This is a genomic window from Paracoccus pacificus (genome assembly GCF_042680785.1).
In the GTDB taxonomy this organism is placed as follows: domain Bacteria; phylum Pseudomonadota; class Alphaproteobacteria; order Rhodobacterales; family Rhodobacteraceae; genus Paracoccus; species Paracoccus pacificus.
Window position 1 is genome coordinate 66,092 of record NZ_JBHUEN010000031.1, and the last position, 18,974, is coordinate 85,065.

Here is an 18,974-nt window from a genome sequence, read left to right on the forward strand (position 1 = left end):
ATGGCCGTGGGCGCGGCGATTTCAGGCCAGCGCGCCCTCGGCCGTCAGGGTGGTGGCCCCGCCCAGATAGGGGTGCAGCACCGCCGGCAAGGTGACCGAACCGTCGGCCTGCTGGCCGTTTTCCAGCACCGCGATAAGCGTGCGTCCGACCGCCAGCCCCGAGCCGTTCAGCGTGTGGACGAACTCGGGCTTGCCACCGGCCGAAGGACGATAGCGGGCGTTCATCCGCCGCGCCTGAAAGTCACCGCAATAGCTGACGCTGCTGATCTCGCGATAGGTGTTCTGCCCGGGCAACCAGACCTCCAGATCATGGGTGATGCGGGCGCTGAACCCCATATCGCCGGTGCACAGGACCATGGTGCGATAGGGCAGCTCCAACGCTTCCAGCACATCCTCGGCGCAGCGGGTCATGCGGGCGTGTTCGGCCTGACCCGATTCGGCATCGGTGATGGACACCATTTCGACCTTTTCGAACTGATGCTGACGCAGCATGCCGGCGGTATCGCGTCCGGCGGACCCCGCTTCCGATCGGAAGCATTGGCTGTGCGCGGTCATCCGGCGCGGCAGGCTTGCCTGATCGACAAGATCGCCGTGCACGGTGTTCGTCAGCGTGACCTCGGAGGTCGGAATAAGCCACCAGCCTTCGCGGGTCTGATAGCTGTCTTCGCCGAACTTGGGCAGTTGGCCGGTGCCGCGCATCATCTCTTCCAGCACCAGAACCGGCGCCCAGGTCTCGGTCAGGCCGTGGCGGGTGATGTGCATATCCAGCATGAACTGACCCAGCGCGCGATGCAGCCGCGCAACCGCGCCTTTCAGCACCACAAAGCGCGCGCCGGACAGTTTGGCGGCGGTGGTGAAATCAAGGCCGGGCACCGCGCCGGGAATTTCGTAATGCTCAAGCGGAGTGAAATCAAAATTCCGCGGCGTGCCCCAGCGGCGCAGCTCGACGTTGTCGCTTTCGTCCTGTCCCACCGGGACCTCCGGCAGCGGGGCGTTCGGGATCTCCATCAGCCGGTCGGTCAGCTCGGCGTCAAGCGCGGCCGCTTCGGCCTGCATGCGGGCGATGGTGTCCTTCTTCTCGGACACCTCGGCGCGCAGCCGTTCGAACGCCGCCTCATCGCCGCGACCCTTGGCCGCGCCGGCTTCCTTGCTGAGACGGTTCTGATCGGCCTGCGCGGTTTCGGCGGCGTTGATCCGTGCCCGCCGGTCCTGATCCAGCGCCAGCAACCCGGCGGACATCGGCGAAAGACCGCGGCTGGCCAAGGCGGCGTCGAAAGCGGCGGGGTTTTCCCGGATGGCGCGGATATCGTGCATGACAGACCTTTCAGTTCCCGTTGCCTGCGCAATAGCGCAAGGATAGCCGGGGAAAAAGGGGGCAGGCGGCCTTGGCCGCCTCTGACCGCGCCTGACCGCCCCTAGCCACCCCGGCGCGCGCGCGGCAGGGCCGCGCCGGATTCGACCAGCATCTGGTCCAAGAGCGGCCAGAACCGCTTTTTGCCGACGTAACCCTCGATCCGCGAGACCTCCATATTGTTGCGCAGCAGGATGAAGGTCGGGGTGATCCACGGGCGCGAGGCAAGCACGATCCCGTCCGGCCACGGCCCGTCCAGATCGACGCGGCGCAACGGGGCGATCCTGCCTTGGGCCGAGCGCGGATAGTCCGGGCCGATCTCGGCCTCCCACCGCAGGCAATAAACGCAGCCGCGCCGATCGACCATCAGCAATTGCAGGTCCGTTTCGGCGTTCTGGGTGGCCGGTGGCGTCGCCCGGTCCCTTGCGGCAAGCGGATGCGGCCAGACGGCCAGAAGCACGGCGAAGGCTGCGGCGAAAACGGTGACAAACGGGATTGGGCGCGGCATGAGACGGTCCTGACGGATGCGCTGCACCATAGGCCGGTGACCGATGTCGTGCAAGCAAGCGGTGTCGCGCCTTGGGGGGCGGTCGCAGGTTCATGACCCACGGGGCCGGCCCGTGCGTTTGCTGCGCTTGCCCGGTATGGCAGTGGGCGGTCTGCCCTGCCGTCCTGTCGGCCGGGCCCCAAGTCCTGCCGCGCATATCAAAGCTGCGCACGGAACGGATCGCCGGGGCGCATGACGGGCGGGGCCCCGGGGTGGCGCGTTGGGGCGTCAGCCTGATGACGCCCCCGCACCCAACTCACCGCTTACCGGCACAGAATAAGCGTAACTCGTTACGGGAATATAAACGCCGCCGGAATTCTGAAACAGTATTAACAAATCACCAACGTCGGCCGGGACGTATTGCCGCACCCCGTTACCGGCACGTAAGGTGCGCTCATCGCAGCGTCGGGCAAAAGGAAAACCGGTCGATGAACATCGTTTTCGATATCGGCAACGTGCTGATCAAATGGGACCTGCACCGCGCGTTTCAGGACCATTTCGAGACACCGCAGGCCATCGACCTTTATCTGGCGGAAATCGGCTTTGCCGACTGGAACCTTGAACAGGACCGGGGCCGAAGCTGGGCCGAGGCGAATGCCGATCTGCGTGCCCGCCATGGCGAACGCGCCTTTCCCGCCACCGAATATTCAAGCCGGCACGCCCAGACCATTCAGACCCCGGTCGCCGGGACATGGGCGCTTTTGGATCGGTTGGCGGCGCGCGGTCATCCCCTTTACGCCATCACCAACTGGTCGGCCGAAAGCTGGAAAGACGCCGAGACGCTTTATCCGCGCCTGAAGGACGTGTTCCGCGACGTGGTGATCTCGGGGCGCGAGCGGCTGGTCAAGCCGGATCCGGCGATCTATCGGGTTCTGCTCGACCGGAACGGCCTGAACGCCGCGGAATGCCTGTTCATCGACGACAGCGCAAAGAATGTCGCCGGCGCCAAGGCCGTGGGCATGGATGCGGTTCAGTTCACCACGCCCGAGGTTCTGGAGGATGATCTGAAGCAGCGGGGTCTGCTGTGATCGCGGTCGCGCTTGCCGCGCTGTCCGGCGTCCGTGTCCCGATGCCGGAATGATCCCGTGCCCGAACGCCGCATGATGACCCAGACGCCCCGTAACATGGGCCTGCCGAACCCGGCGCCCCTGTTCACCGGGATCGCAGACGATCGGTCTGTCATGCGGCGGTTCCGGGCCAGTCCCGCGCCGGGGGTCCGGTGACCGCGCCGGGCCGCTCCTTCGCCATCGTCGGGCCGTCCGGCGTCGGCAAGGATACCCTGCTGGCGCGGGTGGCGCCGCTTTGCCCCGATCTGATCATCGCGCGCCGGGTGATCACCCGTCCCGAATCGGCGGGCGGAGAGCCGTTCGAGGGCGTCTCGCAGGCCGAGTTCGACCGCCGCCGCGCTGGCTTTGCCCTGACCTGGGCCGCGCATGGGCTATGTTACGCGATTCCGGCCGATCTGCGCCGGGCGCAACTGGCGGGACACCGGATCGCCTTCAACGGATCGCGGCGGATGCTGGCGCAGGCGGCGGTGACATTCGCGCCCCTGACCGTGATCGCCGTCACCGCCCGCCCCGAGGTGCTGGCCGCGCGGCTGGCGGCGCGCGGGCGCGAGGATGCGGCGGCTATCGCCCAAAGGCTGGAACGCGCGGACATGCGCTTGCCGGATCTGCCCGGGGTTCCGGTCGTCAACATCGACAACTCGGGCGACGTGGACGCGGCGGTTCGCCAGATGCGGCTGGCAATCGACGGGGATCATGCGGGATGAGCGTTCCCGCCCTCCAAATTGAACCGCTCGATCAGGTGAAAGCGCCCCGCGGTGTCCTCGCCCATCAGGCTGACGGCGCTGATCGGGTGGGGGTCGGGCAGCATCGGGCGCAGGATCGGCGCCAGTGCCCGCGCCACGCGCTCGCCGGTTGCGGCGCTGACCGGGCCGGTCAGGGTCATATGAAACTGGAACGCCTCCATCACATAGGGATAGCCCCATTCATCCAGATAGGCGCGTTGCCGGGCGCTGAGCCGTTCGGGATCGCGCCGCGCGATCTCGGCCTTTGTCAGGGGCGCGCGCAGATGGTCGAGGTCGCGGACCAGATCGGCCGCCAACGCCTGCAACGCCGCGCTTTCGCGGGCCGGGATAAGCGCCAGAAAACCCTCGATCTGCGCAAGGTGCAGCCCGCCATGAAGTGCTACGGGCGAAAGCCCTGCGCAAACTTTGGCCATGGCGGCGATGACATCAGCGGCGGTGATACCTTCCGCCGGCCGGAACGGTGCCTTCAGCGTGGCGTGGAAACCGTATTTGCGCGGTGTGGCCGTCAGATCGGCGATCGGCGCCGGCAGCGCGGCGATATCGGGATGCGCGGCGGACCTGCCGTTTTGGGCGTCCCACCCCAGCCAGGCGGCGCCGAAATTCGCCAATGCACCCGGCGGAGGGGTGTAGTAAACCGCAAGCCGCCTATAAGTCATGTCATGCTCCGCCCGTCGGATCGTGGATAAGTCAATTGCTGCCCAAGGATGCCGCTATGCCAGACCAACGTCCCGTCAATTCCGCCGGCAAGGACGAGACCGTTTTTGCCAACGCCCGGCTGGTCCTGCAAGACCGGGTGTTGGACGGGGCGGTGACGATCAGCGATGGTCTGATCACCGACATCCGCAAGGGCGGCGCGGTGCCGCCGGGTGCGGTCGATTGTCAGCGCGATTTCATCGCCCCGGGCATGGTCGAGTTGCACACCGACAACCTTGAGCGTCACCTTCAGCCCCGGCCCTCGGTCCACATGCCGCATGCCGCCGCGATTCTGGCCCATGACGCCGAACTGGCCGGGGTCGGGATCACCACGGTTTTCGACGCGATGCGGGTCGGATCCATGAACAGCGGTGGCCGGGCCGCCAAGACCGATTATGCGAAATACGCCCGCGGGCTTGCCACGGAACTGTTGGCGGTGCGGGCGACCGGCGCGCTGCGGATAAGCCATTTCCTGCATCTGCGGGCCGAGGTCTGCTCGGAAACCCTGGTCGAGGAGCTTGACGAATTCACCGCCGAGGACCGGGTCGGCCTGATCAGCCTGATGGATCACACCCCGGGCCAGCGTCAGTATCGGGACGTCTCCAAGCTGGCCCAATATGTGCAGGGCAGGTTCGGGCTGAACGATGAGGAGTTCGAGGCGCACGTCGGCTTTCTGCATGGGTTGCGCAAAACCTATGGCGACGCGAATGAGGTCGCGGCCATTGAGGTGGCGCGGAAATTCGGCGCGGTTCTGGCCAGCCACGACGACACCACCGACGATCAGGTTACGGCCAGCGCCGCACAGGGCATCCGGCTGGCCGAATTCCCGACCACGGTCGAGGCGGCAAGGGCCTGTCATGCGCAGGGTATCCAGATCATCATGGGGGCGCCGAACCTTATCCGGGGCGGATCGCACAGCGGCAATGTCGCGGCGATGGAACTGGCCAAGCTGGATCTGCTGGATATCGTATCATCGGATTACGTGCCTTCGGCGCTGTTGTCCTCGGCGATCATGCTGGCGGGCGTCTGGGACGATCTGCCCCGCGCCATCGCCAGCGTGACCGCCAACCCTGCGGATGCGGCGGGGCTTGCCGACCGTGGCCGGCTGGAGGTCGGAAAACGCGCCGACCTAATCCGTTTCGGCATGTTTGAAAACACGCCCGTATTGCGTGAAACCTGGGTTCAGGGGCGGCGGGTGGCCTGAGCGCCCAAGAAACGAAAAGCGCCGGCGATCATCTGCCGGCGCTTTCGCATGGGGTGCGGGCGGTTGCCGCGGGCCCGGAAATCGGCCCGGAAGTCGGCGGCCTCAGAAATCCGTGCTCTCAGAAATCCCAGTCTTCATCCTCGGTCGCGACGGCCTTGCCGATGACATAGGACGAACCCGAGCCCGAGAAAAAGTCATGGTTTTCGCTGTCGGGCGACAGGGCGGCAAGAATCGCCGGGTTGACCTCGCAGGCGCCGGGCGGGAACAGCGCCTCATAGCCCAGATTCTGAAGCGCCTTGTTGGCGTTGTAATGCAGGAACGCCTTCACATCCTCGGCCAGCCCGATGCCGTCATAAAGTTCCTCGGTATATTTGGCCTCGATGTCGTAGAGATCGAACATCAGCGAGAAGGCATATTCCTTTAGCGCCTCGCGCTCGGATGCCGGCAGACGCTCCAGCCCGCGCTGGAATTTATAGCCGATGTAATAGCCGTGGACGGCCTCGTCCCGGATGATCAGGCGGATCAGGTCGGCGGTGTTGGTCAGTTTCGCGCGGCTCGACCAGTACATCGGCAGGTAAAAGCCCGAATAGAACAGGAAGCTTTCAAGAAAGACGCTGGCGATCTTGCGTTTCAGCGGGTCGGCGCCGGCGTCATATTCGTTCAGGATCAGCTTGGCCTTGGCCTGAAGATGGACGTTTTCTTCGGACCAGCGGAACGCCTCGTCGACTTCCTTGGTCAGACACAGCGTCGAGAAGATCGAGGAATAGGACCGCGCATGCACCGCCTCCATGAAGGCGATGTTGGTCAGAACCGCTTCCTCATGCGGGGTAACCGCATCCGGCAGCATAGCGGGCGCGCCGACCGAGTTCTGGATCGTGTCCAGAAGCGTCAGCCCGGTGAACACGCGGATGGTCAGGGCGCGTTCCTCGGGGCGCAGCGTCGCCCAGCTTTGCACGTCATTCGACAGCGGCACCTTTTCCGGCAGCCAGAAGTTGACGGTCAGGCGGTTCCAGACCTCCAGATCCTTGTCATCCTCCAGCCGGTTCCAGTTGATGGCGCGCGGAACGGGCTTGATTGCGATGTCTTTCATGGATGGCCTCACAACGTGCAGGAAACGCAGCCCTGAACCTCGGTCCCCTCAAGGGCGGACTGGCGCAGGCGGATGTAATAGATGGTCTTGATGCCCTTCTTCCAGGCGTAGATCTGGGCACGGTTGATGTCGCGCGTGGTCGCGTCGGCCGGGAAGAACAGGGTCAGCGACAGGCCCTGATCGACGTGCTCGGTCGCGGCGGCATAGGTGTCGATGATCTTTTCGGGCCCGATCTCATAGGCGTCGCGATAATAGTCGAGATTGTCGTTGGTCATGAAGGCGGCCGGGTAATAGACGCGGCCGATCTTGCCTTCCTTGCGGATCTCGATCTTCGACACGATCGGGTGGATCGAGCTGGTCGAGTTGTTGATATAGCTGATCGAGCCGGTCGGGGGCACCGCCTGAAGGTTGCGGTTGAACAGCCCGTCCTTCATCACCGCCTCTTTCAACGCCGCCCATTCGGCGCGGGTGGGCAGCGTCACGTCCAGCCGTTCGAACAGGGCCGCCACTTCCTCGGTCTCGGGTAGCCAGTCGCGGTCGGTGTATTTGTCGAAGAACGAGCCGTCGGCGTATTTCGATTCCGCGAAGCCCTTGAAGCTCTCGCCCCGCTCGCGCGCGATGGCGTTCGAGGCCCGCAGCGCATGATAGGCGATGGCGGCGAAATAGCAGCTTGTGAAGTCGATGCCCTCGGGCGAGCCGTAATGAATACGCTCACGCGCCAGAAACCCGTGCAGGTTCATCTGGCCAAGCCCGACCGCATGGGCGTCGTCATTGCCCTTGCGGATCGAGGGCACGCTGTCGATCGCCGACATTTCCGACACCGCGGTCAGCGCCCGGATCGCGGTTTCCACGGTCTGACCGAAATCGGGGCCGTCCATGGTTGCGGCGATGTTCAGCGACCCGAGGTTGCACGAAATGTCCGAGCCCATCTTGGCATAGGACAGGTCGTCGTTATATTCCGACGCCTCGTTCACCTGCAGGATCTCGCTGCACAGGTTCGACATGGCGATGCGGCCGGCGACCGGGTTGGCGCGGTTCACCGTGTCCTCGAACATGATGTAGGGATAGCCGCTTTCGAACTGGATCTCGGCCAGGGTCTGGAAGAACTCGCGGGCGTTGATCTTGCGCTTGCGGATGCGCTTGTCGTCGACCATCTCGTCGTATTTCTCGGTCACCGAGATGTCCGAGAACGGCACCCCATAGACCTTTTCGACATCATGGGGCGAGAACAGATACATGTCCTCGTTCCGCTTGGCCAGATCGAAGGTCACATCCGGGATCACCACGCCAAGCGACAGCGTCTTGATGCGGATCTTTTCATCGGCGTTTTCGCGTTTGGTATCAAGGAAACGCAGGATGTCGGGGTGATGCGCGTTCAGATAGACCGCGCCCGCGCCCTGCCGCGCGCCAAGCTGGTTGGCATAGCTGAACGAATCCTCCAGCAGCTTCATCACCGGAATGACGCCCGAGGACTGGTTCTCGATGCCCTTGATCGGCGCGCCATGTTCGCGGATGTTGGTCAGCATCAGCGCCACGCCACCGCCGCGCTTGGACAGTTGCAGCGACGAGTTGATGGCCCGACCGATCGATTCCATATTATCCTCAACCCGCAGCAGGAAGCACGAGATCAGCTCGCCCCGCGACTTCTTGCCGGCGTTGAGGAAGGTGGGGGTGGCGGGCTGGAACCGGCCGCTGATGATTTCGTCCATCAGCCGCATCGCCAGATCTTCGTCGCCCTGCGCCAGGGCCAGCGCGACCATGACGACGCGATCCTCATACCGTTCAAGGAAACGCTGCCCGTCGCGGGTCTTCAGCGTATAGCTGGTGTAATATTTGAACGCGCCGAGAAAGGTCGGAAAGCGGAACTTGCGGGCATAGGCCGCATCCCAGATCTTGCGCTGGAAATTGCGCGAATACTGGTCCAGCACCTCGGCTTCGTAATAGCCCTCATCGACCAGATAGCCCAGCTTTTCGTCAAGGCTGTGGAAAAACACCGTGTTCTGGTTGACGTGCTGAAGGAAATACTGCCGTGCCGCCATCCGGTCGGCATCGAAGCGGATTTTCCCCTGTTCGTCATACAGGTTCAGCATCGCGTTCAGCGCATGGTAGTCCAGCGTCTCGTTTACGCGGTTGTCAAGCATTCCGTCCCCCAGAATTTCGCCAGCCCCGCACGCACGCGGGCAATGTCAGTCTCGGTCCCGGCCAGTTCGAATCGATACAGCACCGGGACATTGCATTTTTCAGAGATCACCCGCGCCGCCAATCCGTAGGTCGCGCCAAAGTTTCGGTTGCCGCCGGCGATGACACCGCGCAGCCCGGCGCGACGGTCGGGATTGTTCAGAAACCGGATGACTTGTTTCGGTACCGCCCCGCGCCCCTCGCCGTCGGCATAGGTGGGCGTGATCAGGACATAGGGGCCCCCGGGCATCGGCATGGGCTGGTCCGGGTCGATGGGCAGGCGCTGTGCGGGAAGGTCCAGTGCGTTCACGAAGCGCGCTGTATTGCCCGACCGCGACGAGAAATAGACCAGCCCGCCCACGGCCCTAGCTGATCCGGCCGATAAGATCGGGACGGAATCCCGACCAATGTTCTTCGCCGGCGACCACGACGGGCGCCTGCCGGTAACCCATTTCACTGACGCGGGTATAGGCGTCGGAATCAACGGTAAGGTCAACCACGTCAAAGGTCAGCCCACGCGCCTCGAGCGCACGGGTGGTGGCGGTGCATTGTACGCAGGCCGGCTTGGAATAAACTGTGATGGTCATTGCTCGATGTCCCCTGTCCTCATCTGGGCGGTTGACGGGCCATGAATGGGGTCAGAATACCGCCCCTTCACGCTGCTCGAAAGGCCCACCGCCTTATGGTTGCTCATTTTTGTCATGGCGGTTACTCAACGCGCGACTCGGGTCCTGTGTCCGTCTGCCGCTGTCGACCACAACACAACCAATACGCATGATGGTAACGCGGCTGTCAATATCTTGATATATGTGGGGTCGATTTTTCCGGTGGACAAGTGCCGCGTGGATACAATTTGCGGGTCCCGCCGACTCGCATCCACCTGTCCAAAGGCAGGTTCCCCGGCACCGCGTCCCCCCGACGGGTCGGCAAGGAAAGCGCCCCGGCACGGGCGAATCTAGCGGCCGGATTTCACGGTTTTATGACGCTCAGCGGCAGAAAAGCAGGCCCATCCGGCGTATCGGCGAACGCGCCCGAGATGCCAAAGACCTGCGCCAGCAGATCCGGGGTCAGCACAGCGGCGGGTGACCCATTTGCAACAACCCGGCCGGCATTCATCAAGACCAGTCTTGTGCAGTACCGCGCCGCCAGCCCCAGATCATGCAGCGCAACGATGACGCAGCGGCCCTCGGCCGCCAGATCGCGAAAACATTGCATGGCGCTTATCTGATGCGCGGGATCCAGCCCCGAAATCGGCTCATCCGCCATCAGGACCGGCGTGTCCTGTGCCAAGGCGCGGGCGATCAGGACCCGCGCCTGCTCGCCCCCCGACAATTCGGTCACGCGCCGGTCGCGCAGATCGCCGATGCCCATCCGGGCCATCGCCGCCGTGACCTGGGCGGGGTCGGCGTCGGGGCGGCGGTGCGGAATGCGGCCCAGCCGGACCAGCGCTTCGACCGTCATCGGCCAGACCGCGTCCCGCGACTGGGGCAGCCATGCCGCCGTCAGCGCCCGCCGGGCCGGGGGCAGGGCGGCGATGTCGCTGCTGCCGTTGCAGGCGATCAGGCCAAGTGCTGCACGCATCAGCGTGGTCTTGCCGGCGCCATTCGGCCCGATAAGTCCGATCAACTCGCCGCCCTGAACGGCAAGGCTGACGCGATCCACCACGACACGATCGCCGCGCCGGACCGTGATGTCGCGCAGGTGAAGGGGGGGCTGCGCGCTCATGCCTCGCCCCGCGATTGCCGCCAGATCATGTGCAGAAACACCGGCGCCCCGACCAAGGCCATGACCACGCCCAGCTTGAGATCACGTTCCGGCAGGACCAGCCGCACCGCGATATCGGCGGCCACCACCATTGCCGCCCCGCCAAGCGCCGAGGGCAACAGCAGCCGCCCCGGTTCTGCGCCCGTGGCGCGGCGCAGGATATGCGGCACGACCAGCCCGACAAAGCCGACCGCGCCCGCGACGGCGGTCGCCGCCCCGACCATCGCCGCCACCCCCAGCACCAGACGCAGCCGCAGCCGGCGCAGGTTGATGCCCAGTGACGCCGCCGCATCCTCGCCCAGCGTCAGCGCATCCAGCGCCCGTCCGCAGCCCATGAGCAAAGCCGCGCCAAGCGCCACGACCGGTGCTGCGATCGCCACATGAAGCCACGACCGGTCGGCGAGCGATCCCATCATCCAGAACACGATCTCATTCGCCGCGAAAGGGTTCGAGGACAGGTTCAGGACCAGTGCGGTCGCCGCCGCCGCCAGTGCGGAAATGGCGACCCCGGCAAGGATCAGCGACAAGGAACCGCCACCCGGCCCGGCCAGCGCCATGACCAGCCCGACGGCGATCACCGCGGCCAGCAACGCCGACAGCGGCAGGGCCAGCGCGAAGGCGGCGGCAAAGCCGGTCTGCAGCGCGATCACCGCCCCAAGCGCGGCCGAGGCCGACACCCCGATCAGGCCGGGTTCGGCCAACGGATTGCGCAAATACCCCTGCATGACCGCGCCCGACAGGCCAAGACAGGCCCCGACCATAAGGCCAAGCACGGCGCGGGGCAGGCGTATCTCGCGCATGACCAGCGTCAGCGCGCCCTGATCGCGGAACAGCGCGCCAAGGCTGTCGGCCCAGCCGACCTGTGCCGGACCGATCAGGACCGACGCCAGCGCCAGCGCCGCGCACAAAACCGCAAGCCGCAGGTTCAGGCTCATCGCGCCAGCCCGGCCACGACCTCGGCCAGATGCGGCAGACCGCATATCCAGTCGCGGTCCGGCACCACCCGGCGCTCGGCCGTCAAACCGGCCAGTGCGGGATGATCGAGCACGCCTTCCGCCCGCGACGGTTGCGCATAGCGGCTGCCGGTCACGATCAGATCGGGGTCGGCCAGCACCAAAAGCTCCAGCGGCAGGGAACCGCCATAGGGGCGCCCCAACTGATCGGTCAGCAGGGTATATCCGGCCCGGCGCAGCACGTCGCCCGGCAGCGATCGCCGCCCCGCCGCAAAGCCGTTCGCGGCATAGGTCGTGGCCAATCGCGGCGCAGCCTTCGGCACATCGGCCAAAGCCGAGTCGAAATCCGCCAGAACCTGCGCCGCCCGTTCCGGCCGGCCCAGCAACGCGCCCATGCGCAGGATGCCGTCGCGCAGATCGGCGATGGAATTGACCGAGGGCACGGTTTCGACCCGGACACCAAGCCGGGTCAGCATCTGGACGGCTGCGGTCGCCGAATAGGGCTCGGCCAGAACCAGATCGGGGGTCAGCAGATAAACCTCTTCGGCGCGGCCGTGATTGACCGCCAGCTCACGCGCCTGATCGGCCATCAGCGATAGCTGCGGGTCGCGCGCCAGCGCCGAAACCGAAACGACCTGTCCCGGCGCCGCGATCAGCATTGCAAGCTGATCGGTGCAAAGGTTCATCGACACGACACGGTTGGGCGCATCAGGCGCGGGGGCATCGGCGAGTGCCGCCGATACGCCCGTCAACAGAACCGCAACCGTGATCGCCAGTCTTACCATCTCGCCTCAAGGCCAAGGTAGGCCGCGCGGCCCCGCGTCGCATAGCCCCAGGTCTCGGAATACTCCTTGTCGAACAGGTTCGTCACCCGGGCCGTGATCCGGGCGCGTTCGTTCAGGTCATAGCCGACCGCAAGATTGACCACCGTATAGGACGGCAGTTCCTTGGTCCCGTAGGTGCCGAAATACTGGTTGTCGAAATTGCCCGAGACATAGCGCAGATCACCGGCCAGATGGCCCCGCCCGGCGGCGAAGCTGTAATCCGCGCTCAACCCCAACTCGTGCCGGGGGCGCAGAACCTCGACCGAGCCGTCGTTGTTACGGGCGTGCAGATAGGTATAGCTGGCGCCAAGGGCCAGATCGTCGGTCGCCTGATAGCGGCCCGAGATTTCGACGCCGCGGCGTTTGCTGGTGCCGGTCTCGTTGTAATAGTCGGCGCCATTGGCCAGCGGCACGCCGGTATAGGTGATCTCATCCTCCAGATCGTCGTGGAAATAGGTCACGTCGATCAGGCCACGACCACCGGCAAACTGCGCCTCGACCCCAAGGTCGAAGCCGCGGTTCTCCTCGGGGCGAAGGTCGGGGTTGCCGATTGTGCCAAAGCCGCCGAACAGTTCGGTATAGCTGGGGTTGACCACGCCTTTCCCCGCCGAAGCATGCAGCCGCACCCCGGTGTTCGGGACATTATAGGACAGGCCGAGCGACCATGTGGTCGCATTCTTGAAAACATCGTTGTCGTCGTGGCGCAGGCCGGCCTGCACGTCCAGCGCATCGAAGCTGCCGCGATATTCCAGCGCGACCGAGTTCGTGCGCCGGCGCTGATCGGTGGCGACGCTGTTTTCGTCGCGCTTGCGCTCCAACCCGAAGGAAACGGTCTGGTTCGCGGCGTCGACCGGACCGTCGATCCCGTAAATCGCCCGGTATTTCCACGAATCGGTGCGCGATTTTGCCGCGTCTCCGCCGTTCTGGGCAAGGCTGAAGCGGGTTCGGTCAAAGGACAGCCGGTGGCTCAGGCGGCCGTTCAGCGTCTGCGCCTCAAGATAGATCTGGCCGGTAAACTCGTCGCGCTCGGCGCTGTCATTGCTGTCGATGACGTATTGGTCGGCGGTCTGGGCGGTCCAGGAATTGCCGTCGTAATCATATTCCTCGTCCACGCGGCGGGCGCTGAAGCCCAGCTTCACACCGTCGGCGATCAGATAATCGGCCGCCAGACCAAGCGTGCGGCGGCGGATGCCGTCCTTGTCGCCGCCGGGATCGCCCGAATAGTCATAGCCCTGATCGTCGCGGGCGCTGACCGAGAAATCGACGCCGCCGCGTTCGTTGCGGGTGCTGGCATAGGCCGAGGCGCCCCAGCCCGCGCCGATTTCCACCGCCGTCCCGGCATGGGTGCCGGTCGCGCCCTTGCGGGTGATGATGTTGATGACACCGGCCGAGGCGTCAGCGCCGTAGAATACCGACTGCGGCCCGCGCAGAACCTCGATCCGGTCGATATTCGCGGTTTCCAGCCCGGTCAGGAAATATTCGCTGTCGCCGGCGGCGGCGCGGACGCCGTCGATCAGAACCAGCGTGTGATTGCCCTCGGCGCCGCGAATGCGGATCTGGGTATTGCTGTCGCCGGCGCCGGTGATGGCGACGCCGGGCACATATTCCAGCGCCTCGCGCACGGTCCGAAACCCATGCTTCTGGATCTGATCGGCGGTCAGGACGCTGTTGGCGCGGCCATAGGCATCGGCGGCGATGGGCGACAGCCCGCCGCTGATGATGATTTCTTCCAGCACCACCGTTTCGGGTGGGGCGGTTTCCGGCAGGATGCCTTGCTGGCCCATGGCGGCGACAGGCAAAAGCACGGCCGGCAACAGCACGAGCGGGATGGACAGATAGGTGCGTTTCATGGGCAATTCCCCCGTGTTGCGGGCGGCGCCCGCGTCAAGACATGTATCCTTGGGGAAAACCCCGCAGACAGGTGCATGTCACCGCTGCGGTAGATCCGCTTTCCGCGCGCGCCCCGCGCCCGGAAATGGGTGAGTGTTCGGGCAGGTCTCCTGACTCGCGGGTCATCGCTTGGCCGGCCTTCCCGGTTTCCCAGTGGCTTCGTCGGCTTCGCTTACCGCCTACAGTTGCGGGGGCAGTCACGGATAAGGGCTGGGCCCGGTTCCCCGTGTTCCCTTTTCATCCGGCGGGATCGCCGCCGGAACCTGAACGCCGGTCACAATGCGAAGGCGCCGGAGAAGGTCAAGCCCGCCCCGGCACCGATGCCGTGAAACCCGAGGCGGCTGTTGCCGCTATCCCTCAGTCAGCCCTCCAAATGCAGCCGTCCAACGTCAGCCGTCCAACGTCAGCCGCCTGAAGTCAGCCATCCGAAGTCGGCAGGACGGTGGCGACGATGCCGGCGTCCAGCGCCTCGTAATCGGCAAGGCCGATCAGGTCGTAAAGCTCGGCCCGGGTCTGCATCTGGTCAAGCAGGCCCTTGGTCTCGCCATGTTCCGCGAGATAGGCGAACAGCTTTTCCTGCGCCTTGTTGGCGACCCGCAGCGAGGTGACGGGCCAGATCACCATCTGATAACCCATGTCCTGAAATTCCTGCGCGGTCAGATAGGGCGTGCGGCCGAACTCGGTCATATTGGCCAGCAGCGGCGCATCGGGAAGCGCGTCGCGGAAGGCCTTGAACATGTCGATGGTGGTCAGCGCCTCGGGGAAGATCGCATCGGCGCCGGCGTCCATATACATGCGCGCCCGCGCCACCGCGCCGTCGATCCCTTCGCTGGCGGCGGCGTCGGTGCGGGCGATGATCACCAGATCGCGCCGCGCCTTTGCGGCGGCCGCGACCTTGGCCGCCATGTCCTGCGCCGAGGCGAGCTTCTTGTCGTTCAGATGGCCGCATTTCTTGGGCAGGATCTGGTCTTCCAGATGCACCGCCCCCGCGCCCGCGCCTTCGAACACGCGGACCATATGCATGACGTTCAGTGCCTCACCATAGCCGGTGTCGCCGTCGACCAGCACCGGCAGGCCGGCGGCGCGGACCACCTGCCGGATGAAGAAGGCGACCTGGTCGACGGTGATGATGCCAAGATCGGGCAAGCCCATCTGCGCGGTCATCGCTGCACCCGAAAGATAGACCGCCTTGAACCCCGCCGCCCGGGCCTGAAGCGCCGCCATGCCGTTATGGGTGCCGGGCAGCCGCAGGATCCCGGGCCCGTTCATCAGCTCGCGGAACCGCCGGCCGGCGGGGATTTCATCGGTGGGAACCAGATAGGTCATGGTTATTTCTTTCCCTTGCCCGATTTCTTGCCGCGCTTGTCCATGGGCACGAACTTGCGGTCCTCGGGGCCGGTGTAATTGGCCGAGGGGCGGATGATCTTGCCGTCCTCGCGCTGCTCGATCACATGCGCGCCCCAGCCGGCGGTGCGCGCGATGACGAAAATCGGGGTGAACATCGACACCGGCACGCCCAGCAGGTGATAGCTGACGGCCGAGAACCAGTCGAGGTTCGGGAACATCTTCTTTTCGGCGTCCATGACGGTTTCGATGCGTTCGGCCACGTCGAACATCTTGCGGCTGCCCTGTTCGTCGGCCAGACCCTTGGCGACCCGCTTGATCACGGCGTTGCGCGGATCGGCCACGGTATAGACCGGATGGCCGAAGCCGATGATGACCTCTTTCTCGGCCACGCGGCGGCGAATGTCGGTTTCCGCCTCATCGGGGGTTTCGTAACGTTTCTGGATTTCCGAAGCGACCTCGTTCGCACCGCCATGCTTCGGCCCGCGCAGGGCGCCGATGCCGGCAACGATCGCCGAATACATGTCCGAGCCGGTGCCGGCCACGATCCTTGCCGCGAAGGTCGAGGCGTTGAATTCATGCTCGGCGTAAAGGTTCAGCGTGGTGTTCATCGCCTTGATATGCGCGGCCGAGGCGGGCTTGCCGTGCAGTAGATGCAGGAAGTGGCCGGCGATGGTTTCGTCGTCGGTTTCGACCTCGATGCGGCGGCCGTTCTGGGAATAATGGAACCAGTACAGCAGCATCGAGCCCTGCGAGGCGATCAGCCGGTCGATGATGTCGCGCGCACCCGGTGCGTTATGGTCGGGCACCTCGGGCAGCGCGCAGCCAAGCGCCGAGACGCCGGTGCGCAGGACGTCCATCGGATGGGTGGCGGCCGGCAGCGCCTCGAGCGTTTGCCGGACCACCACGGGCAGGCCGCGCAGGCTGCGCAGCTTGGCCTTGTATTCGGACAATTCCTCGCGGGTGGGCAAGGCGCCGTGGATCAGCAGATAGGCGACTTCCTCGAATTCGGTCGCCTCGGCCAGTTCAAGAATGTCATAGCCGCGATAATGCAGGTCGTTGCCGGTCTGGCCGACGCTGCACAATGCCGTGTTGCCGGCCACCACGCCCGAAAGCGCGACGGATTTCTTGGGTTTGCGGATCTGCGTTGCGTCGTCAGCCATCATTTCCTCCCGTAATCAAAGATGCCGCGCGGGCGCGGCTCGCCCAGCTTGGCCGCGTCGACCGTGAAGTTCAGCACCGACAGGTCGGTAAGCCCGGCCAGCCCTTCGGCCGCGTCCAGGAACCGCTTTTGCGCGTCGGCGGACAGCACGCCCTCGGAAAGCGTCAGGAACTTCTGCTTGTAGTTTTCGCGGACAAAGGGCCGGGCGCCGCCGGGATGGGCGTCGGCCAGCGCCAGTTCGTCCTCGATCACGCTGCCGTCCTGCATGGTGACCACGACGCGACCACCGAAGGCCTTGTCGTTGACGTCATGGTAACGCTTGGTCCATTTCGGGTCCTCGACGGTCGTGATCTTGTGCCACAGCGCCACGGTTTCGGGACGGTTGGCGCGTTCGGGCGCATAGGATTTCTCGTGGTGCCAGCCACCGTCCTCGAGCGCGACCGCGAAGATGTACATGATCGAGTGGTCCAGCGTCTCGCGCGAGGCTTTGGGGTCCATCTTTTGCGGGTCGTTGGCGCCGGTACCGATCACGTAATGGGTGTGATGGCTGGTGTGGATGACGATGCTTTTCACCTTGGACAGATCGCCGATCTTCGGGCCCATGCGGCGGGCAAGGTCGATCAGCGCCTGACTCTGATATTCGGCCGAGTGTTCCTTGGTATAGGTGTCAAAGATCGCGCGCTTCGCCTCGCCCTTGCCGGGCAGGGGTACGCTGTATTCGGCCTTGGGACCGGACAGCATCCACGCGATGAAGCCGTCCTCGCCCTCCCACGCCGGGCTGGGCGCGCCTTCGCCGCGCAGCACGCGGTCGACGGCCTCGATCGCCATCTTGCCCGCAAAGGCCGGCGCATAGGCTTTCCACGACGAAATCTCGCCCTTGCGGGACTGCCGGGTGGTGGTGGTGACATGCAGCGCCTGCTGGATCGCCTGATAGATCACCTCGACCGGCAGACCCATCGCGGTGCCGATCCCGGCGGCGGCGGAAACGCCGAGATGGGCGATATGGTCGATCTTGTGTTCATGCAGGCAGATGCCCTTGACCAGATTGACCTGCACCTCATAGCCGGTGGCGATGCCGCGGATCAGCGCCTTCCCGTCCAGACCGACATGCTGGGCGACGGCAAGGACCGGGGGAATGTTGTCGCCCGGGTGGCTGTAGTCGGCGGCAAGAAAGGTGTCGTGAAAATCCAGCTCGCGCACGGCGGTGCCATTCGCCCAGGCCGCCCATTCGGGCGATACCCGTTCCGACACGCCAAAGACGGTCGAGCCGGGCGAATAGGGATGCGCCAGCGCCTGCGCGCGGGCCGAGGCGACGGGGCGGCGTGCGACCGAAGCCGCCGCGACGGCCGCGTTGTCGATGACCCGGTTGATGATCATCTCGGTGACGTCATCGTCCACCGCCACCGGATCGGCGGCGATCTCGGCGAATTTCCAGGCAAGCTGATCCTCGCGGGCCAGGTTTTCGGCGGACTTATAGGTGCGGAGTTTGTGCATCTGCATCGTGAGCATCCCTAATCGGCGTGGGCCGGCCGTCACTGCCGACGGCGACCATCTCGAACCGGCCTGTAATTGCCGGACGGCGGGTTCCAGTCAACAGGTCTTCGGCTTCGGCCACCACCTCGACGGTCATCGAGCATCGTCCCTTGCGGACGACGGTGCCGGTCAGGCACAGCGCCGCGCCCACCGCCACCGGATCGCCGAACCGTATGTTTTCACTGGCCGCAAGCACGATGTTGCGGCCCGAGAACCTGCTGGCGGTGATATACGCCGCCTTGGCCATCATGGAAAGACCGGCGCCCGCGAACAGTGTCCCGTAATGGTTCGACTGTTCGGGGAACACCATCTCGACAAGCGTCGAGCTTTCCGGCCGGTCACGAGGCGGCGCTTGCAGCATCTGCTTCTTTCTGCCGGATGGTCGGGACCACCTGATCGCCCCAGCTGCCGGCGCCGTCGTGATAGCGCGACACCCGGATGATCTCGACCGAGACGCCTTTGCTGACCGCGCGCTGCACGGCTTCGTTCAGGCGGTGGGTGGCTTCGGCGACGCGCTGGATCGCACGGTCCTGTTCTGACGCGGCAGGAAGGTCGATGCGCTGGAACTGGTCGGTCATGGAAAGTCCTCCTGATGATGGATGTCGTTTGGCACGTCCCCGGGGGCTGTTTC

At 65.1% G+C, this 18,974-nt stretch carries 19 protein-coding genes and 1 riboswitch; of the genes, 3 read left to right on the forward strand and 16 right to left on the reverse strand.

The window, feature by feature from the left end; genetic code table 11:
- Window positions 1-21 precede the first annotated feature (21 nt).
- A complete protein-coding gene (gene serS, locus ACFSCT_RS11105) occupies window positions 22-1,314 on the reverse strand; it encodes a serine--tRNA ligase (RefSeq protein WP_379142741.1) in 1,293 nt (430 codons plus the stop codon).
- 101 nt (window positions 1,315-1,415) lie between these two features.
- Window positions 1,416-1,859 carry a thioredoxin domain-containing protein gene (locus tag ACFSCT_RS11110; RefSeq protein WP_379142742.1) on the reverse strand — a complete coding sequence of 148 codons (444 nt, stop codon included), beginning with the start codon at window positions 1,857-1,859 and terminating at the stop codon, window positions 1,416-1,418.
- 467 nt (window positions 1,860-2,326) lie between these two features.
- Here ACFSCT_RS11110 and ACFSCT_RS11115 point away from each other — a divergent pair, with 467 nt between their 5' ends.
- Together ACFSCT_RS11115 and phnN are read left to right on the forward strand one after the other, a co-directional pair.
- Window positions 2,327-2,926: an HAD family hydrolase gene (locus ACFSCT_RS11115; RefSeq protein WP_379142744.1), complete on the forward strand. Its 600-nt coding sequence runs from the start codon at window positions 2,327-2,329 to the stop codon at window positions 2,924-2,926.
- A gap of 191 nt (window positions 2,927-3,117) precedes the next feature.
- Window positions 3,118-3,669 carry a phosphonate metabolism protein/1,5-bisphosphokinase (PRPP-forming) PhnN gene (gene phnN / locus ACFSCT_RS11120; protein ID WP_379142745.1) on the forward strand — a complete coding sequence of 184 codons (552 nt, stop codon included), beginning with the start codon at window positions 3,118-3,120 and terminating at the stop codon, window positions 3,667-3,669.
- On the opposite strand, the gene ACFSCT_RS11125 is transcribed toward phnN, so the two are convergent.
- The gene (locus ACFSCT_RS11125) at window positions 3,657-4,364 is read right to left on the reverse strand and encodes a DUF1045 domain-containing protein (protein WP_379142747.1); all 708 of its coding nucleotides are present in this window, start codon (window positions 4,362-4,364) and stop codon (window positions 3,657-3,659) included. The two genes, phnN and ACFSCT_RS11125, sit on opposite strands and share 13 nt — an antisense overlap.
- Window positions 4,365-4,420: 56 nt before the next feature.
- On the opposite strand from ACFSCT_RS11125, the gene ACFSCT_RS11130 reads away from it, so the two are divergent.
- Window positions 4,421-5,605 carry an alpha-D-ribose 1-methylphosphonate 5-triphosphate diphosphatase gene (locus ACFSCT_RS11130; RefSeq protein WP_379142749.1) on the forward strand — a complete coding sequence of 395 codons (1,185 nt, stop codon included), beginning with the start codon at window positions 4,421-4,423 and terminating at the stop codon, window positions 5,603-5,605.
- A gap of 118 nt (window positions 5,606-5,723) precedes the next feature.
- Here the strand turns inward: ACFSCT_RS11130 and nrdF are convergent, their stop codons facing one another.
- The 13 genes from nrdF to ACFSCT_RS11195 all read right to left on the reverse strand — a co-directional run bounded on the left by nrdF (window position 5,724) and on the right by ACFSCT_RS11195 (window position 18,921).
- Entirely contained in the window at window positions 5,724-6,695 is a 972-nt protein-coding gene (nrdF, locus tag ACFSCT_RS11135; protein WP_379142751.1) for a class 1b ribonucleoside-diphosphate reductase subunit beta, read from the reverse strand.
- 8 nt (window positions 6,696-6,703) lie between these two features.
- Window positions 6,704-8,836 carry a class 1b ribonucleoside-diphosphate reductase subunit alpha gene (nrdE, locus tag ACFSCT_RS11140; RefSeq protein ID WP_379142754.1) on the reverse strand — a complete coding sequence of 711 codons (2,133 nt, stop codon included), beginning with the start codon at window positions 8,834-8,836 and terminating at the stop codon, window positions 6,704-6,706.
- Window positions 8,818-9,234 (reverse strand): class Ib ribonucleoside-diphosphate reductase assembly flavoprotein NrdI, encoded by a 417-nt coding sequence (gene nrdI, locus ACFSCT_RS11145; protein ID WP_379142756.1) that lies wholly within the window; start codon window positions 9,232-9,234, stop codon window positions 8,818-8,820. Before nrdI ends, nrdE begins: the two co-directional genes overlap by 19 nt.
- Before the next feature lie 4 nt (window positions 9,235-9,238).
- The gene (gene nrdH / locus ACFSCT_RS11150) at window positions 9,239-9,460 is read right to left on the reverse strand and encodes a glutaredoxin-like protein NrdH (RefSeq protein ID WP_379142758.1); all 222 of its coding nucleotides are present in this window, start codon (window positions 9,458-9,460) and stop codon (window positions 9,239-9,241) included.
- Window positions 9,461-9,842: 382 nt separating this feature from the next.
- Window positions 9,843-10,598, reverse strand: coding sequence for an ABC transporter ATP-binding protein (locus ACFSCT_RS11155; RefSeq protein ID WP_379142760.1), 756 nt, complete (start codon window positions 10,596-10,598; stop codon window positions 9,843-9,845).
- On the reverse strand, window positions 10,595-11,572 hold the full coding sequence (locus tag ACFSCT_RS11160; protein ID WP_379142761.1) for a FecCD family ABC transporter permease: 978 nt from the start codon (window positions 11,570-11,572) through the stop codon (window positions 10,595-10,597). The genes ACFSCT_RS11155 and ACFSCT_RS11160 overlap by 4 nt, the downstream gene beginning before the upstream one ends.
- Window positions 11,569-12,375 carry an ABC transporter substrate-binding protein gene (locus ACFSCT_RS11165; protein WP_379142763.1) on the reverse strand — a complete coding sequence of 269 codons (807 nt, stop codon included), beginning with the start codon at window positions 12,373-12,375 and terminating at the stop codon, window positions 11,569-11,571. Before ACFSCT_RS11165 ends, ACFSCT_RS11160 begins: the two co-directional genes overlap by 4 nt.
- On the reverse strand, window positions 12,369-14,264 hold the full coding sequence (locus ACFSCT_RS11170) for a TonB-dependent receptor plug domain-containing protein (protein ID WP_379142764.1): 1,896 nt from the start codon (window positions 14,262-14,264) through the stop codon (window positions 12,369-12,371). The genes ACFSCT_RS11165 and ACFSCT_RS11170 overlap by 7 nt, the downstream gene beginning before the upstream one ends.
- A gap of 123 nt (window positions 14,265-14,387) precedes the next feature.
- Window positions 14,388-14,586: riboswitch (cobalamin riboswitch) on the reverse strand.
- A gap of 135 nt (window positions 14,587-14,721) precedes the next feature.
- Window positions 14,722-15,630 carry a methylisocitrate lyase gene (prpB, locus tag ACFSCT_RS11175; protein ID WP_379142766.1) on the reverse strand — a complete coding sequence of 303 codons (909 nt, stop codon included), beginning with the start codon at window positions 15,628-15,630 and terminating at the stop codon, window positions 14,722-14,724.
- A gap of 2 nt (window positions 15,631-15,632) precedes the next feature.
- A complete protein-coding gene (gene prpC / locus ACFSCT_RS11180; RefSeq protein WP_379142767.1) occupies window positions 15,633-16,811 on the reverse strand; it encodes a bifunctional 2-methylcitrate synthase/citrate synthase in 1,179 nt (392 codons plus the stop codon).
- Entirely contained in the window at window positions 16,811-18,310 is a 1,500-nt protein-coding gene (locus tag ACFSCT_RS11185; RefSeq protein WP_379142769.1) for an MmgE/PrpD family protein, read from the reverse strand. The genes prpC and ACFSCT_RS11185 overlap by 1 nt, the downstream gene beginning before the upstream one ends.
- The gene (locus ACFSCT_RS11190) at window positions 18,282-18,704 is read right to left on the reverse strand and encodes an acyl-CoA thioesterase (protein WP_379142772.1); all 423 of its coding nucleotides are present in this window, start codon (window positions 18,702-18,704) and stop codon (window positions 18,282-18,284) included. The genes ACFSCT_RS11185 and ACFSCT_RS11190 overlap by 29 nt, the downstream gene beginning before the upstream one ends.
- Window positions 18,682-18,921 (reverse strand): hypothetical protein, encoded by a 240-nt coding sequence (locus ACFSCT_RS11195; RefSeq protein ID WP_379142773.1) that lies wholly within the window; start codon window positions 18,919-18,921, stop codon window positions 18,682-18,684. The genes ACFSCT_RS11190 and ACFSCT_RS11195 overlap by 23 nt, the downstream gene beginning before the upstream one ends.
- Window positions 18,922-18,974 lie beyond the last annotated feature (53 nt).